This window comes from Campylobacter sp. RM16188 (assembly GCF_012978795.1).
Taxonomy (GTDB): domain Bacteria; phylum Campylobacterota; class Campylobacteria; order Campylobacterales; family Campylobacteraceae; genus Campylobacter_A; species Campylobacter_A canis.
In genome coordinates, this window is the sequence record NZ_LIWQ01000012.1 from 1 (window position 1) to 16,735 (window position 16,735).

A 16,735-nucleotide genomic window follows, 5' to 3' on the forward strand; every position below is an offset into this window, starting at 1 on the left:
AAATATGTTATTGTTTCTTAGATCTACCCATCCGTCTTTATTTGCATAAGTATCAAAGAACTTTTTAGTATCTGATCTATCTATCTTTTGGTATCTGGATTGGGCTGAAAAGGTTGTGTAGGGGTTTGCACTGTAATATAATATGCGATTATCAAGTCCCTCAAGTCTCTTTGAGTCCTCTACTGTTTTTTTATGATAATCCTCGATCCAATCTCCTTGGGTATAGCTGTTTATCTCTTTTTTAATAAACTGAGCTAAATCTATACCTTTAGTAACATCGCTTAAATTTGCTATCTTTTCATTTCCATCTTTATCATATCCTCTTACCTTAAGCTTACTAAACAGCTTATCGCTTGAATTTAGTATTCCGTCTCCGTTACTGTCAAAGTTAAAAAGTAAAGCATTGCTAGTAAGCTTTCCTATACCTAGCTTATCGTTATCTCCGTATAAATCTAAAAATACCTCTACGTCACCGTATTGGGTTTTTAATGTGTTTTCTCTAGCATAGTTAGTTAAATTTGCCCCTCCTTGAGTTAAGATAGTGTTTGATCTATCTCCTTTGAAGTATCCTTTGTTATCAGAGGGCATTAAAAGATTATAATGATCCAGCGAGAATGTTCCGGGTATTTCGCCATTATCTTTATGCATCATCATAGGTCTTCTTGCATCTTCTAAATTACGCTGATTATTTACTTGAGCCCAAAAGGGGTTTGTATCAGATGAGCCTGCTAAACCCCAGTGACCTACTATTAAATTACCCTCGACCCCTATTCCGCCTTTATATAAATACGCTTGAGAATTTTGCATTAATATATCGGTAGCAGATTTTAAAAGATCGTTTTGTCTGCTTATATATTCATCTTTGCTTAGTGTTTCGTTACTTACTTTTATAAGTTCATTATTAGTAAGTTTAGAAGTTGAAATTTGTTTTTGACTGCTTTGTAGTGACCATAAGTTGTTATAGTAGATGTTTTCTGATTGAATATCCATTTAAATCCTTTTAAAAGACATTCAGGATATATCGACAAAATTTAAGATTTGTTTATGATGATTTCATGCTTAATAGATATTTTAAATCAATACTAATGGTTATTACATCTTAAAAGACTTAAGAAAATTTAACATTAACCGATATAAATACAGATGTTTTATAAATTTCAAAGGATTTTTTAAATAAACCTTTTATTCTTTGAAGCAATTTTTAATGTTTAAAGGTCACATGATGCAAATATCTAACCAAATGTCTACAATACCAATTGATATTAAAAAATATAGCAGAGAAAACATAGCAAAAGAGTTAGGATTTAAAGGCGAACTAAAAGATGTCTTTATAAAAGAAGTAAACGGTATGAGTTCGGGTGACTTCTTAAGGCTAAGCGATAAGGATAGGGCAAAGCTACATGATAGACTTGTATATCCGCTTACCGGATATACAAGAGTAGAGGAAGCTAAAGTTAGCATCTTTGGCAAGCTTATGGGATACGATCCTAATTTTAGTAGTGAAGAGATTAGGGATTTAAAAGATTTTATAGACGAGAGTAAATCTTTAGGTATAGAAAAAATACCTACGATGGCATTAAGAGATACTGTCTTTACTGTAGATGAGTTAATACAAACCTACGCCAGTCATCATCTTTTAGCTTTGGTTGATTTTAAAGGAACTAAGACTGCGGATTTGCTTGATTCTGATCTTAGCATAGATGAGTTTAAAACTCAGTGGGCTAAACACACCTTGCAAGAGAGATTTAACGTAATGTTATCCGATGAAGATGCTAAAAATTCGATAGAAATACTAAAAAAGCTTCAAAGCGAACAAGATAATGAGCCTAAAGTAAAAGAAAAAGAGAAGAAATTTAAACCTATGCAAGTAGTTAGTAAGATGGAAACCTACAAAGATGAAGCTACAAGCGAACTAAGAGAGCTATATGAATTTATAAAGCATGAATTCGATAACGGAAAAAGCATATTTGGCATACTAGAAGCCGTTGCTAAAAGCAGAAAGGATATGCTGGTATAAACACTTACCTCAAAGGAATATTTTTGCTTAAATCTTTTTAAGCTAATTAGAAAGGTTTAAGCTATGATATCTTCAAATTTAAATCACTCCTATCAAAATTTAACTACTCAAAAGACAGATAAACGATATTAAAGAAAAAGTTAAAGCAGAAGTTTTTATAAATAAAATCTTAAATTTAAAGAATTATAGCGTTTGATACTGTTTTGTGCATTTGCTACATAATAGCGCTTTATGCTTTTTACTAAAAGTTTTATTAGGTTTATCCTGCCTTTTAAACACCATCAAACTCACCATCATAAGCATCGCTTCTGTTTCTAACACCAAGTACAAGTACTATAAGCTCATGATCTTTTATCTTGCATATTATTCTATATCCTCCGACTCTATATCTCCAAAGACCGGATAGATTTCCTATAAGTGGTTTACCTTCATCGCGAGGATTATCTAAGCCTTCTATCTCTTTTAGCTTTTTAAGTATTTTAATGCTAATACTATTATCTAACTTCTTAAGCTCTTTTAACGCATTCTTACTAAAATTTACCTTCATATTTTTACGCCAAGCTCTTTAGCTACTTCATCAAGAGTATAAAACTGAGGATTAGGATTACTCTCTATCTTTTTTAACTCTTCCATGGCATCTATATAATCATTCATATCTTCTAAGAATCTTTTTATGGCTTCTTGAACGTAAAAGCTTTTTGTTCTTTTAGTATCCTTTGCTAATCTCTCAAGCTTAGTTCCTATGTCTTTATCTAGTCTCACTGAAATTTGCATATTTAATCCTTTGTATTATTTGCATTACAAGTATTATATCATATTTTATAAAGCAATTAAAGTCGATGTGTTAAGATATGAAGTATAGATTAATTATATTGCCTAATAACCATAAGCCTTAAATTCACTCTTTTATTTTTTATTTAGTATCACCAATTCATACCCTTACATCCACTCTCTTATAGAATCTATCCTTTTCTTGTATCTGTTTATCATTGCTATTTAGAGTATGGTTAAGATATGAGATATTGTATAGCTCATTTGAGCTTATTATGTTGTTATCAGCTAGATGTATTAAAAATCTTAATTCATTGTTTTTAATTATTTTACTTATCGCTGTTGCTCCAAGCTCTTTTAGACTTACGAATTTATCATCTTGTTTAATAGCCGTAAGAAAGCTTAAAACTTTATCAAAACATACAAAAACTAAAATTAAAACAAACAAAAGCCCATGCTAAAAGCAGTAGTATATCGACATAAGCTCTTATTAAAAAACTAAGCCACTAAATTTACTGCATACTTTTTGCTTTGATATTTAAGTGAAAATAAATTATACTTTTTATATATCAATATAAGGAAAATAGTGGATATAAAGAGTTTGCAAGGACAAGTAGACAAAGCCTACAAATCTTCTATAGCTCAAGCTTTTAAAGAGTTCGAAGAGAATAAAGACAGTATTTTATCGACAACAACAAGACTTCAAGAAAAACAAATAAAAGAACTTGAACGGGCATTAGGCAATAACTATTTTGAAAATATGTTTAAGACAAAACAAGACTATGATAAATTTGTAAAACCTATACTTGGAGCAATTGGAGAATATGATTTAGAAAAGATTAAGCAGTCGATATCGAAAAGCTATAAAGATTTATTAAAACCATCAATATCAGAATCTTTAGAGTATATATCTAAACTACAAAATGATATCAGTTCAAAAATGGGTATTGTTGATCTTAAAAATTTAACCCCAAACAAGATAGAAGAGCTTAAATCATTAAATTCAAAAATAGGACAAGTACATACAGATTTATATAATAACGCTATCAATGCCTTAGATAAAAACAGAAAGCTAATAACAACAGATCCGATAATTCCACAAATAAAAAACAAAGATTCGACTTTTAAAATAGATACAATAATAAAGCATTTTGAAAATCAAGGTGAGTTCCTAAAACAGATAGCAGAAAAATTATCATTTCAAAGCGATAAACTGGAAATACAAAATAACTTAACAGATGAGCAAATAAAACAGGTTAAGATATCTTCAAAGCAAGCAGTTAAGATTGCTTTTATGAGCATATTAATTGCAATAATATCATTGATTGTTAACTCCTGTACAAGCTACAAAAGTTTTAAATAAACAGAAAAGTCAAGCAATATACAGCATCAAAATCTAATAGATAAACTAGATAAAACAAACGAAATTCTTAATGAAAGTCTAGATCAAAAACAAATTTTAATAGAGCTTTTGCAAGAGATTAAGATACAAAATAAATTATTATCAGAACAAATGAACTATCAAAAATCAAAAAAAGAAATTCAGCCCTAATAACTCAATTTGTAAATGACATCTAAACTTCTTTTGTTGTGTATTATGAAAGAAATTGGTTTATACAATATACAACTTGAAATTAATGCTTATCAAATTTAAGAAAAGTAGATTATCATGCCTTTTCTTTGTAATAAATTATTTTCTGCTTCCTGTAGGATCCTTTTCGATTTGTAAATGGCAATAGATTTGACATTAATATCATGTGTTTTGATTATATATCTTATCTAGTTAGTTATTTATTTTTGTAAAATTTTGTAATAAAGTAATAATACATTCTATCAAAAACACCAAACCTTAATAGACAACTATGACTTTACTAAAACATTTAAAAGAAAAGCTAAAGTAGAGTTTCCTATAGGCAGAAGCTTAAATTTAAAAGCTTAAAGCTTTTGATGTTGGTTTGTGCATTTGCTATATAATAGCGGAAATTTTTAAGCAAGATGCACTTCTTTTATTTTTGATTTAGAATTTTTTAAGACGAGCTATAGTGCTATATTTTACTATTGCTTTTTTAGAAAAAAATAGAAAATTAATTAAGTCTCAAATAAAGTCTCAAATAACTATGTGTTCCATTCAAAATAGCGTATTTATCGGTGTTTGAAAGGCATAGTTCGGATACCCTCGCTTCCACCAAATTTTATTCCCCAATTTATTTCTTATATTTAATAAATTTTAAAGATAATTGCTAGATTTTATTATACAAATGTTACAAATTTACACTGATTATAAATATTTTCATTTTTAACATTTTAGTTTTTGTTTCTACTTTTGTTTTAAAAAGTTAGTATAAAGTTTTATATCTTAATGATTTTAAGATGTCTTTTTAAACTATAAATAATAATATAAATCACTATCTAAGTTAATTAAACAAAACTAAATAATAAATTAATTGATTTTAATCAATTTAAACTCAGCTTTTGTAAGCTAATATCTAAAATATAAAATAAAATTTTAAGAAAAAACTTAAAAAATTTAAGGAGAAAAGATGGATCGACGAGATTTTATTAAGAGTGCCGCTGCAAGTGCCGCTTGTGCTAGTGCCGGTATAGCGATGCCTGCTAATCTAATGGCAAATTCAAATGCCGAAAAAGGTTGGCGCTGGGATAAGGCTGCATGTCGTTTTTGCGGAACAGGATGCGGTATTATGGTTGCAACCAAGGACGGCAAAATAGTAGCCGTTAAAGGAGATCCGGCTGCTCCTGTAAACAGAGGTTTAAACTGTATCAAGGGATACTTTAACGCCAAGATCATGTATGGAGAGGATCGTATCACACATCCGCTTCTTCGCGTAAATGAAAAGGGCGAATTTGATAAAAAGGGCAAATTTAAGCAAGTAAGCTGGCAAAAAGCGTTTGACGTAATGACCGAGCAGTTTAAAAAAGCTTACAACGAGCTTGGACCTCACGGCATAGGCGTATTTGGTTCGGGTCAATATACCGTAATGGAAGGCGTTGCTGCAGTTAAGCTTATAAAAGCCGGTTTTAGAAGTAACGCTATCGATCCAAACGCTCGCCACTGTATGGCATCTGCGGTTGTTGCGTTTATGCAGACATTTGGTATAGATGAGCCTTCTGGCTGTTTTGACGATATCGAGCTAACCGACACGGTAGTGTGCTGGGGCGCAAATATGGCGGAGATGCACCCTGTGCTTTGGGCGAGAGTTAGCGATAGAAAGCTAGCCGATCCTGAAAGAGTAAAAGTAGTAAATTTAAGTACGTATTCTACTAGAACTTCGCACTTAGCCGATATCGAGATCATATTTACTCCATCAACCGACCTTGCGATATTTAACTACATCGCTCGCGAGATAGTTTATAACCACCCTGAGATGATAGATGAAGAATTTGTTAAAAAACACTGCATATTCACGACAGGTCCTGCCGACATCGGATATGGCTTAAGAAATAACCCTAACCACCCGAAATACGCAAATGAAAAAGATATATTAGAAACTGAGCTTAAGAAAAAACTAAGTGATAATGAGGGCGTAACTCTTGCTTATCTTGGACTAAAAGCCGGCGATGTTATGGAAAATAAAAACAACGCCAAAGCCGGAAATCACTGGGAGATAAGCTTTGAGGAGTTTAAAAAGGCTCTTGCTCCTTATACTCTTGACTTCGTTGCTAAACTTGCAAAAGGCGATCCGAACGAGGATTTAGAGGAATTTAAAGCGAAGTTAAAAACTCTAGCCGAGCTATATATAGAAAAACAAAGAAAGGTCGTAAGCTTCTGGACTATGGGTATGAACCAACACCAAAGAGGCACATGGGTAAACGAGCAAGCTTACATGATCCACTTCTTGCTTGGCAAGCAAGCGCTTCCAGGTTCTGGAGCATTCTCGCTAACAGGACAGCCTTCAGCTTGCGGAACGGCAAGAGAGGTTGGAACTTTTGCTCACCGCTTGCCTGCGGATATGGTTGTAGCAAATCCTAAACACCGCGAAATTTCAGAAAAAATTTGGAAGCTTCCAAAAGGCACGATAAATCCTAAGCCGGGTCCTCACTACATGCAAATCATGCGTGATCTGGAAGACGGCAAGATCAAGTGGGCTTGGGTTCACGTAAATAACCCTTGGCACAACACTGCAAACGCAAACCACTGGATAAAAGCGGCTCGCGAGATGGATAACTTTATCGTCGTTTCAGACCCGTATCCGGGAATTTCGGCTAAAGTAGCCGATCTTATCCTTCCAACTGCGATGATATATGAAAAATGGGGCGCATACGGTAACGCAGAGCGTAGAACTCAGCACTGGAGACAGCAAGTTCTTCCTGTGGGCGAAGCTATGACTGACACATGGCAGATGCTAGAATTCTCAAAACGCTTTAAGCTAAAAGAGGTCTGGAAAGAGCAAAAAGTAGATGATAAATTAACTCTTCCAAACGTGCTTGAAGAGGCTAAGGCTATGGGATATAGCGAAGAAGATACGCTATTTGACGTGCTATTTGCCAACAAAGAGGCAAGAAGCTATAGCGCAAAAGATCCTATCATGGAAGATTATGATAACACCGAAGTATTTGGAGATAGCAGAAAAGTAGTAGGAAGCGACGGCAAGGTGTTTGAAGGATACGGATTCTTTATACAAAAATACCTCTGGGAAGACTACCGTAAATTTGGACTAGGGCATGGACATGACTTGGCTGATTTTGATACATATCACAGAGTTCGCGGACTAAGATGGCCTGTAGTTGACGGCAAAGAGACGCAATGGAGATTTAATACGAAATTTGACCCTTATGCTAAAAAAGCCGATCCGACGGCTAAATTTGCATTCTACGGCAATAAAGACGCAAAACTTCCAAGAGGAGACCTGATTAAAGCGACAAGCGGAGATGAGAAATTCTCGCTTCATAATAAGGCTAAAATTTTCTTCCGCCCTTACATGGATCCGTGCGAAATGCCTGATAACACATATCCGCTTTGGCTATGTACGGGCCGTGTTCTTGAGCACTGGCATACGGGAACTATGACAATGCGCGTTCCTGAGCTATATCGCGCGGTGCCTGAGGCGCTTTGCTATATGCACGAACAAGACGCCGAGAAATTTGGAGTGATGCAAAACGAGATCGTTTGGATCGAGTCTCGACGCGGTAAAATCAAAGCGAGAGTGGATCTAAGAGGGCGCAACAAACCACCTGTAGGACTTGTATATGTGCCGTTTTTTGACGAAAACGTATTTATAAATAAAGTCTGCTTGGATGCAACTTGCCCGATATCAAAAGAGACCGATTTCAAAAAATGCGCGGTTAAAATTTACAAGGCATAGATATGAAAGATAGGCGCGAAGTACTCAAATTTGGCTTAAAAGCGATTAGCTTAGTGATCGCCGGAGGCTTTACTTGGAGTACGCAGACTAATCTTAAGGCTCAAACCCTCATCCTTCGCCCGCCTGGAGCAAGGGATGAGAAGGGCTTTATGGCTAGTTGTATAAGATGCGGGCTTTGCGTGGAGGCGTGTCCTTTTGATACGCTAAGCTTAGCTAAGCTTGGCGATAATATAAGCTTTGGAACGCCTTATTTCACGCCAAGAGAGGTGCCTTGCTACATGTGTACCGATATTCCTTGTACGGTCGCCTGTCCGACGGACGCTCTTGACGTGAAGCTCGTTAGCAGTGATGATAAGCTTGATATTAATAAATCTCGCATGGGTATAGCCGTGCTTGATCCTTACAGCTGTATAGCCTTTGCGGGAATTCAGTGCGACGCCTGTTATAGGGCTTGTCCGCTTATAGATAAGGCTCTAGTGCTTGAATATAAAAGAAACGAACGAACCGAAAAGCACGCATTCTTACTTCCCGTGGTGGATGCAAACTACTGCACGGGCTGCGGAAAATGCGAAAACGCCTGCGTAACGAAAAAAGCGGCTATTTTTGTACTTCCAAGAGAGATCGGACTTGGCGAAGTGAATGACAACTACGTTAAAGGCTGGATAGAAGGCGATGATACGAGACTAAAAGATATAGACACCAAGATCAAGCTTGATCAAAACAAAGTCAAAGACTACCTTAATAGCGGAGAGATATGATGAAATACTTACTGCTTAGAAGAATAACTCAAATTTCCATTTTGACTCTGTTTTTGATTAGTAATCTTTACGGACTTAAAATTCTGCAAGGAAATTTAAGCTCGTCTATGATCTTTGGCACTATCCCGCTTAGCGATCCGTTTGCGGTGTTGCAGCTGTTTTTAGCAAGCTTTACACTTGCAAGCTCTGCTGCGCTCGGGGCTTTGATAGTTGTGTTGATATACGCTCTTATTGCGCCTCGTGCATTTTGCGCTTGGGTATGTCCGGTAAATATGATAACCGATTTTGCAAGATTTGTTAGAGTAAAATTTGGCTACGACAAAGATAAAAAGGTAGTCGTGTTTTCTAAAAGCTTTCGCTACTACATGCTTGCCTTTGTGCTTTTTATGTCCGTTGTTATGCAAACGCCTGCATTTGAGGGAGTAAGCTTTATCGGCATAATTCAGCGCGGTATCATATACGGCGGCACGCTTTGGATATTTGTGGCTTTTGGCGTATTTGCGATAGACGCTTTTGTAGGCGATAGACTGATATGTTCAAAGCTTTGTCCTCTTGGCGCTTTTTATGCGACGATTGGCAAATTTGCGTTTATCCGCGTAGAGCATGATAGCCAAAACTGCACAAAATGCATGAAGTGCAAAGTGATATGTCCTGAAAGCCAAGTACTAGGAATAATCGGAAAGCAAAGCGGTTTGATAACCTCTAGCGAGTGCATTAGCTGCGGACGCTGTATAGATGTTTGCGGCGATGACGCGTTAAAATTTAGTATAAGAAATTTAAGGAGAAAATGAATGAAAACTTTTAGGTTTGCACTTGGTGCAATGGCTGCGGCAATCATCCTTGCAGGGTGCAATGCGCCGTCGGTCGCGGACAACAAGCCAAAGGATTTGGGCGGATTAAGAAGTTCTGATGTGATGGATGAAAATTCAGTCAAGCTACTGGAGTATCAATACTCAACCGATCCTGCAGGAACTGCTAAAAACATAGAGCGCGCATTTGAAAACGCTCCTCCGATGATCCCTCACGATCTAGAAGGGCTTATCCCTATCACCAAAGATATGAATATGTGCGTAACCTGCCATATGCCTGATGTAGCCAAAGACGCCGGAGCTACGCCTCTGCCTAAATCGCACTTTTACAGTATCAGAAACAACAAAGACTTAGCAGATAAGTTAAGCGATGATAGGTTTAACTGTACTCAGTGCCACGCTCCTCAAGCAAACGTGACCGTGCCGTTTAAAAATAACTTTAAACCTGAGTTTAGAACTAAAGACGGCGCAGAGAGGTCAAACCTGCTTGATATACTAAATGACGGTGTGAGGTAAGATTGCAAGAGGCAAACAATCTTTCAAGAAGAAGACTTTTTACAAAAATTTTAGGCGCCAAAGAGCAGGCGCCTAATTTTATCGCTCCGCCGTATTTTTGCGGAGAATTTGATTGTGTGAATTGTCACGCTCCTTGTGTAAAGGCTTGCGGGCGCGAGCTTTTGAGATTTGAAAATCAAAGAGTTATTTTTGAGTTTAAAAATTTAGGTTGCAACTTCTGCAAGGATTGCGCCATAGCTTGCGAAGAGATCGGCAAAGAGGTTTTAAGTCTAAAATTCCCAGCCAAAATAGAGGCAAAGGTTAGCATAGATGTGGCTTCTTGCTTAGCGTGGAATAATACGATTTGCTATAATTGCCAAGATGTATGCAAATTTAGAGCGATTGACTTTTTTGGCGTTTTTCGCCCTGTTATAAACGAACGCTGCACGGGATGTGCGCAGTGTCTTGAGGTGTGTTTTAAAAATTCTATCAAAATGGAGGCTTTATGAAAATTCTACTCGCTTTTTTAGCGCTTTTAAATTTGGCTTTTTCTCTTGATATCAAAGAGCCTTACAAGATCATAGAGGCGCATTCTAACGTTATAAGTTCCTCGCTTTTAAACGACAAACTTTATCTTGGTACCGACAGCGGTCAGGTAAATATCTATGATATGAAGAGCGAGGAGTTTTTAGAGCCTATAGTTTTACCAAAGATAAAGACGCATTTTACCGATGATGAGTTTGCAAAGGTATTTAGCATAGATGAGCTTAACGGCGCGCTGATGGTGCTAAGCGAAACTAGTTACGGAAAAAGACTTTTGCACGTTTATGAGATGGTTGACGGTAAAAGAGTAGAGACTAAAACTATAAATTTAGATAACGAATCAATCAAAAAGGCTCTATTTTTAAATCCTAAAACAGCTATTATCGGCTCACTTAGTAATGAAATTTACTTTTTAAATTTAGAAACGGGCAATATCGACTTTAGCAAAAAATTTTCTATAGCGTCGCTATCTGACTTTGAGCTTAGCGAAGATAGAAGCAAGATAGCGGTGGGGTGTGAAAGCGGGATAGTTTATATATTTGACGCTAAAGAGCGCAAAGTGCTAAACGAGCTTGGCTTTCATAAAGATAATATGTATGATATAGAGTATAAAAACGGCGCTATCGTTACAGGCGGAGTGGATAGACACGCAGGAGTTTATAGCGGTGGCAGTATCGGCATGATGAGGTCAAATTTTTTAGTCTATGCGGTAGGTCTTAGCGATGACGGCAAACTTGGAGCATTTATGAGTGATGATCTAAGCTATATAGACGTATTTGAAGTAAACAGCAAGAGAATTTTAGCAAGACTAAAAACTATGCAAAGCACCATAAACGGTATACATTTTTTAGATGATAGTTCTCTCATAAGTGTTGCTTACGAGAAAAAAGTAAAATTTTGGAGATTTAGATGAATATTTCAAGTGTTATAGTGCATGTAAAAGATGAAAATTTGATAGACGATATCTTAAATTCGCTTCGTAAAATGAGCCAGTGTGAAGTTATTGCTTATGAAAACGCAAAGATAGTAGCGCTTATAAGCGTAGATAATTTTGAAGACGAGCTTGAGACTTTTAAGACTATGGAGCGTATAAACGGAGTTGCAGGCGTTGCGATGGTGTATAGCTATCAAGAGGACTTGGAGGGCGATTTACAGAGGCTAAAAGAGAGCGGCAAACTCAGCGAAGTGCTTACAAACGATGATATGCAAGCTCGTGATATAGTTTATAGCGGTAGCGTTCACCATAAGGTTAAATAGCTTAAATTTAACCTTCTTTTTATTAAAATCTCTACTAAAATCAAAAAATCTAACCTCAAATTCAACGCAAACTATATAAAATATTAGAAAATAAAATTTTAGGAGCTTATAATGGGCGTGAATTTGAGTAGATTAAAAGATCTTTTTATAGAGATTAATTCTATAAACGATTATAGTTTCGGCGACGGAATGAACCGACTTGCTTACACTTCTCAGGATAAAACCGCGCGCGAACTGTTTATAAAGCGCTGTCAGGAAGCAGGTCTTAGCGTAAGAGTGGATGCGATAGGCAATATCTTTGCAAGGCGCGAAGGAAGCGAGCCGAATTTACCTGCAATCGCCTTTGGATCTCATCTTGATACGGTTATAAACGGCGGACAGTTTGATGGAATTTTAGGCGTGCTTGGTGGACTTGAAGTAATTCGCTCGCTAAATGATGAAAATATCAAAACAAAACACCCTCTTGAGCTAATCGTGTTTGAGTGCGAGGAGTCAAGCAGGTTTAATATCGCGACTCTTGGCAGCAAGGTAATGTGCGGTAAGCTAGGATATGAGAAGCTAAAGGATGTTAAAGACTTTACGGGACGTGAAATAGGCGAAATTTTTAGCGAATTTGGAATAGATATAAAAAGGATCGAAGAGGCTAAAAATTTAGAACCTCACTACAAAAGCTTTTTTGAAATTCATATTGAGCAAGGACCGCTTCTTGATAATGAAAAAATTCAAATCGGCGTAGTAAGTGCAATCGCTGCGCCTCATAGATTTAGCGTGCGAGTTATCGGGCAGCCTCAGCACTCTGGAACTACTGCTATGAAATACCGAAATGACGCACTTTGTGCGGCGGCTGAGATAATACTGGCAGTTGAAAAGATAGCAAAAGATAATTCTCAAAATAGCGTAGTGGCAACTACTGGTAATTGCTCCGTCAAACCGGGCGTGATGAACGTAGTGCCGGGAGAGACGATGTTGCTTATTGATCTAAGGGGTATAAATTTGCAAACCCGTGAAGATGCCTACGCTCAGATAATCTCACATATAAACAAAATAGAAGAGAAACGAGGCGTAAAATGCGAGATAAAGCAACTTGGCTTTGATACTCCATGCAAACTTGACGAGAGGCTTATAAATTTGATAGCTTCAGAGGCTAAGGGGCTAAATTTAAGCTATGAGATAATGCCAAGCGGAGCGGGACATGACGCTATGCATATGGCTGAAATTTGTCCTACTGCGATGATATTTATCCCTTCAAAAGACGGAATCAGCCATAATCCTGCAGAATTTTCAAAATGGGACGATATAGAAAACGGGCTTAATTTATTAAAAAATGTAATTTTAAATGAGTCTCTTTAAACTTAATTTAAAAAAGCATAGTAAAATTGATGAAAATAAAGGAGAATAAATGCAGATAAGTTCGAATTTTAATAACTCAAATCCTTATAATTTAAGCAGTAAAGAAAACATTGAAAAATTTAGAGAAAATTTTACAAATTTAAATGCCAAAGAGCTTACAAACGGCTATTTCTTAGAGTTTCAAAATAAAGCCTTTAATCAGACCAGTATAAATTTCGATACCCAATCAGCGCTTAGCTTGTTTGATCCTCAGGATATAAATTCTAAAAATTTGATTCAGATATTAAACAGGATTGATTATAGATCGGTTGGTTATGACGGCAAAGACATAACATCTCTAAATCAAGACGAAGCAAAGGCTCTTATAAGTGAAGATGGATTTTTTGGTATCACAAACACGGCAAATAGGATTGCTGATTTTGTCCTTAACGGCGCAGGAGATGATCTTGAGATGTTAAAAGCGGGCAGAGAAGGTGTCGTTAATGGCTTTAAAGAAGCCGAGCGCCTTTGGGGAGGAAATTTGCCTGAAATTTCGCAACAAACTATCCAAAAAACTTTAGAAAAGATAGATGAGCGCATAGTAAAACTAGGTGGAAATATCATAAATGTTGAAGCTTAAGCTTGTTTGTATTTTGAGTTTTGCGACTTTATTTACGGGATGTTTTGACCTTTTTAACCAAACTCCAAATTTGCCAAGTCGCAGCATGATAAATCAGCCTGTTATCAAAAAAGAACAAAGCATACGCGGAGTTATAGAGGATATTAGCTATACCGAAAACGGCTGGTGCTATGATATAAGAAGCGTTGATACGAGTAACGATAAGCTATCAAGCGGTAAATTTTGTGCCGATAAGCATTATTTTAATGCTGGCGATTTGATCTATGCAACTATTTTTGATACTAAAATAAAAAATATGTATCTTATACAGCAAGGCTACGTAAGCCCTAAAAAATCGTATAAAAATTTAAATACAAGCACAAAAATTCAACAAACCAAACGTGCAACAAATAAAAAACAAGTTGTAGAACTGCCTAAAGACGAGAAGATCAACTTTGATTAGCCGTTGATTTACCGATGTGATTTATAATTTCATCAAGCAATCAAAGTTAGAACTCCTTTTAAGGGGGCGAGGCAAAGCTCCCTTTTTATTCTTTTAATAAATTATCTAAAATTTACTTTTAAGATTTTTGTTCAAAATTTATTAAAATTTTGATTTTTTAAGTGAAATTCGCTGATTTTAAAGGTTAAGCTTTTAAGCAAAACTTCTCAAAAATATAAAATTATAAAAACCGTTATCATAACTTTTTTGGAATGTATTTGACTTTGTGTATTTAAAATCTTGATATTCTAATATTTTGTGAAAAAAATTAACACCAGATAACACAATATAAGCCATTAAAAAATGATTTAAGTTATTTTCCTTTTTAGTTATGGTAATATTTGCTTTATACGGTTTAACCAAACTCAATAAGGAGACAATATGAAACTAGCTAAGATTAGTTTGGCGACTTTGGTTGCTTTAGGTGCTTTCTCAAGCGTTGCAAGTGCAACTCCACTTGAAGAAGCGATTAAAAATGTAGATCTTTCAGGATATGCAAGATATAGATACACAAACGACCTTACTGATGTAAAAGGTGTAAAAAACGAGAACGGAAGACACCAGTTTAAGTCTATATTCTCTTTTAAAGCCGCACTTGACGATAACTTCTTCGGTGTTTTGAGTCTTAGATATAGCTCTAACGATAGTAGCTCAGGATATGCTAATACTGCAGACATAACTGATACAACAAGTACATTCGGTGTTCAAGAGTTCTATCTTGGATACAAAAGAGGTGCTACAACTGTAACCGCAGGTAAGCAAGTTATGGGGACATACTTCACTGACGATTTGGCTGGCACAGGTATTAAAATCGTAAATTCTGACATACAAGGTCTAACTCTTGCTGCAGTTGCATTTGATGCGATTGAGACAGGTGGTGATTTTGACGGTGAATTACAAAATACTCTTCCTCAAATTCCAAATGTATATGGGTTAGCTGCTATGGGTAGTTATAATCCGGTTGACTTTAAACTATGGTGGACAAATTTAGAAAATATAGCTAATTTATATGCTGCGGATGCCGCTTTAAAATTTGATTTGGAAGCTGTAAAATTAGGTCTACAAGGACAGTATGTTCATAACCAAGCAAAGCATGACTTGTATAGCAATGCTAACTTTTTTGCCGCTAAAGCAGACTTGGGTGTAGCAGGGTTTGGAATTAATGCTGGATATATAAGCTTTAAGGCAAAAGATAATAAATTGTCGTTTGTAACTATAGAAGATAACGGCAAGTTGATTAATCCTGGCAAACTAGTTAATAGTGTAATGAACGGTGGCAAACAATACTACAATAATATTATGGACGATAATAAATATTGGTTTGTAGGAGCTAGCTATAAAGCTGATAAATTTGGAGCTTATGCTAACTATATAGATGGCGAAGGTTATAGTCATGCTGCCGGATTTGGTAAGGATACCGATCGAAAAGAATGGAATGTTGGTGGTAACTATAGATACAGCAAAAAGCTTAATTTCTCAACATTCTATGCCGCAGCAAAAGATAAAAAAGACGGTCAGTCTAATAAAAGAGATAGAATTAGATTTGAAACTAGATGGAACTTCTAATCTAATTTAGAATAAAATAAATATGCTATAATCCCAAGTGAGATTTTCTTGCTTGGGATTTTTAAATTTATAAGATAAGGGTTTTTATGCACTTTATAAAATTTGTATTTTTAGTATCTTTTGTATTTTGTTTTACTTTAAATAGTGATGAGCCAAGCTATGTGTTTGAGGCTAGGGGAGAATTTGCTAAAGAATTAAAGTCTTTAGTCGAAAAATATTCAAAAGATGAAAATATTAGTATAAATGTGTATGAAAAAAAAGCCCAAGATAATGATGGTAAATTTTTAAATATAGGTGTTGATAATAGTAGGAAATACAGTGTTGAAAAAGGACGTGAATTGTATATCAAAAATTGTGCGTCTTGTCATGGCAGTGATGGCAACAAAAGAGTTCATGGTTCAGAAAAATTAACAAAACTAAGTGCGGAAGATATAGAAATAGCATTTTCAGGATATCTAAACGATCCTTCTTATGGAGGAAGCGCTAGAGAGCTTATGAAAATGGTTGCAGCAAGAATTACATATAAAGATTTAGGCTCTATTATTATCTTTTTGAAAGGTAAAGATGCACTTGACTATAAATATAATTCACAAGAAAACTCAGATGTTTCTACGAAACCTACGCAAGGAAGTTATTTAAAGTAGTTTGACTACTTGAAGTATAAAGCATTAATAATTGGTCAATATTTCTTGAAAATTTTATTTTAAATACCACTTTTTAGTAAACGATCAGTAACAATTATGATAAA

17 protein-coding genes and 1 pseudogene are annotated in these 16,735 nt (G+C 35.6%); 14 read left to right on the forward strand and 4 right to left on the reverse strand.

Going from position 1 to position 16,735, the window contains the following annotated elements; all coding sequences use genetic code 11:
• Window positions 1-990: pseudogene (locus CDOM16188_RS11210) on the reverse strand (hypothetical protein); the annotation flags it as partial.
• Between the two features lie 232 nt (window positions 991-1,222).
• On the opposite strand from CDOM16188_RS11210, the gene CDOM16188_RS11335 reads away from it, so the two are divergent.
• Window positions 1,223-2,017: a hypothetical protein gene (locus CDOM16188_RS11335; protein WP_253908161.1), complete on the forward strand. Its 795-nt coding sequence runs from the start codon at window positions 1,223-1,225 to the stop codon at window positions 2,015-2,017.
• A 271-nt stretch (window positions 2,018-2,288) separates the two neighbouring features.
• Here the strand turns inward: CDOM16188_RS11335 and CDOM16188_RS08080 are convergent, their stop codons facing one another.
• The 3 genes from CDOM16188_RS08080 to CDOM16188_RS08090 all read right to left on the reverse strand — a co-directional run bounded on the left by CDOM16188_RS08080 (window position 2,289) and on the right by CDOM16188_RS08090 (window position 3,236).
• The gene (locus CDOM16188_RS08080) at window positions 2,289-2,564 is read right to left on the reverse strand and encodes a type II toxin-antitoxin system RelE/ParE family toxin (protein WP_172201215.1); all 276 of its coding nucleotides are present in this window, start codon (window positions 2,562-2,564) and stop codon (window positions 2,289-2,291) included.
• The gene (locus CDOM16188_RS08085; RefSeq protein WP_172201217.1) at window positions 2,561-2,791 is read right to left on the reverse strand and encodes a DUF6290 family protein; all 231 of its coding nucleotides are present in this window, start codon (window positions 2,789-2,791) and stop codon (window positions 2,561-2,563) included. Before CDOM16188_RS08085 ends, CDOM16188_RS08080 begins: the two co-directional genes overlap by 4 nt.
• A gap of 157 nt (window positions 2,792-2,948) precedes the next feature.
• Complete coding sequence (locus CDOM16188_RS08090; protein ID WP_172201219.1) at window positions 2,949-3,236, reverse strand: hypothetical protein; 288 nt, start codon at window positions 3,234-3,236, stop codon at window positions 2,949-2,951.
• Window positions 3,237-3,374: 138 nt separating this feature from the next.
• Between CDOM16188_RS08090 and CDOM16188_RS08095 the strand changes: the two genes are divergently transcribed.
• From CDOM16188_RS08095 to CDOM16188_RS08155, 13 genes are all read left to right on the forward strand, one after another.
• Entirely contained in the window at window positions 3,375-4,151 is a 777-nt protein-coding gene (locus CDOM16188_RS08095; RefSeq protein ID WP_172201221.1) for a hypothetical protein, read from the forward strand.
• A gap of 1,177 nt (window positions 4,152-5,328) precedes the next feature.
• Window positions 5,329-8,109 (forward strand): nitrate reductase catalytic subunit NapA, encoded by a 2,781-nt coding sequence (napA, locus tag CDOM16188_RS08100; RefSeq protein ID WP_172201223.1) that lies wholly within the window; start codon window positions 5,329-5,331, stop codon window positions 8,107-8,109.
• A 2-nt stretch (window positions 8,110-8,111) separates the two neighbouring features.
• Window positions 8,112-8,867: a ferredoxin-type protein NapG gene (gene napG / locus CDOM16188_RS08105; RefSeq protein WP_172201225.1), complete on the forward strand. Its 756-nt coding sequence runs from the start codon at window positions 8,112-8,114 to the stop codon at window positions 8,865-8,867.
• A complete protein-coding gene (gene napH / locus CDOM16188_RS08110) occupies window positions 8,867-9,658 on the forward strand; it encodes a quinol dehydrogenase ferredoxin subunit NapH (RefSeq protein ID WP_172201336.1) in 792 nt (263 codons plus the stop codon). Before napG ends, napH begins: the two co-directional genes overlap by 1 nt.
• On the forward strand, window positions 9,659-10,192 hold the full coding sequence (locus tag CDOM16188_RS08115) for a nitrate reductase cytochrome c-type subunit (RefSeq protein ID WP_170019438.1): 534 nt from the start codon (window positions 9,659-9,661) through the stop codon (window positions 10,190-10,192).
• A 2-nt stretch (window positions 10,193-10,194) separates the two neighbouring features.
• A complete protein-coding gene (locus CDOM16188_RS08120) occupies window positions 10,195-10,680 on the forward strand; it encodes a 4Fe-4S ferredoxin (protein WP_172201227.1) in 486 nt (161 codons plus the stop codon).
• Window positions 10,677-11,627 (forward strand): WD40 repeat domain-containing protein, encoded by a 951-nt coding sequence (locus CDOM16188_RS08125; RefSeq protein ID WP_172201229.1) that lies wholly within the window; start codon window positions 10,677-10,679, stop codon window positions 11,625-11,627. Before CDOM16188_RS08120 ends, CDOM16188_RS08125 begins: the two co-directional genes overlap by 4 nt.
• Entirely contained in the window at window positions 11,624-11,971 is a 348-nt protein-coding gene (locus CDOM16188_RS08130; RefSeq protein WP_172201231.1) for a chaperone NapD, read from the forward strand. The genes CDOM16188_RS08125 and CDOM16188_RS08130 overlap by 4 nt, the downstream gene beginning before the upstream one ends.
• 111 nt (window positions 11,972-12,082) lie before the next feature.
• Complete coding sequence (locus CDOM16188_RS08135; RefSeq protein WP_172201233.1) at window positions 12,083-13,321, forward strand: Zn-dependent hydrolase; 1,239 nt, start codon at window positions 12,083-12,085, stop codon at window positions 13,319-13,321.
• A gap of 49 nt (window positions 13,322-13,370) precedes the next feature.
• Window positions 13,371-13,940 (forward strand): hydrogenase-4 component G, encoded by a 570-nt coding sequence (locus tag CDOM16188_RS08140; RefSeq protein ID WP_172201235.1) that lies wholly within the window; start codon window positions 13,371-13,373, stop codon window positions 13,938-13,940.
• Window positions 13,927-14,382: a hypothetical protein gene (locus CDOM16188_RS08145; RefSeq protein WP_172201237.1), complete on the forward strand. Its 456-nt coding sequence runs from the start codon at window positions 13,927-13,929 to the stop codon at window positions 14,380-14,382. Before CDOM16188_RS08140 ends, CDOM16188_RS08145 begins: the two co-directional genes overlap by 14 nt.
• Before the next feature lie 420 nt (window positions 14,383-14,802).
• Window positions 14,803-15,987, forward strand: a complete 1,185-nt coding sequence (locus CDOM16188_RS08150) for a major outer membrane protein (protein WP_169940194.1) — start codon at window positions 14,803-14,805, stop codon at window positions 15,985-15,987.
• A gap of 86 nt (window positions 15,988-16,073) precedes the next feature.
• The gene (locus CDOM16188_RS08155) at window positions 16,074-16,631 is read left to right on the forward strand and encodes a cytochrome c (protein ID WP_172201239.1); all 558 of its coding nucleotides are present in this window, start codon (window positions 16,074-16,076) and stop codon (window positions 16,629-16,631) included.
• Window positions 16,632-16,735 lie beyond the last annotated feature (104 nt).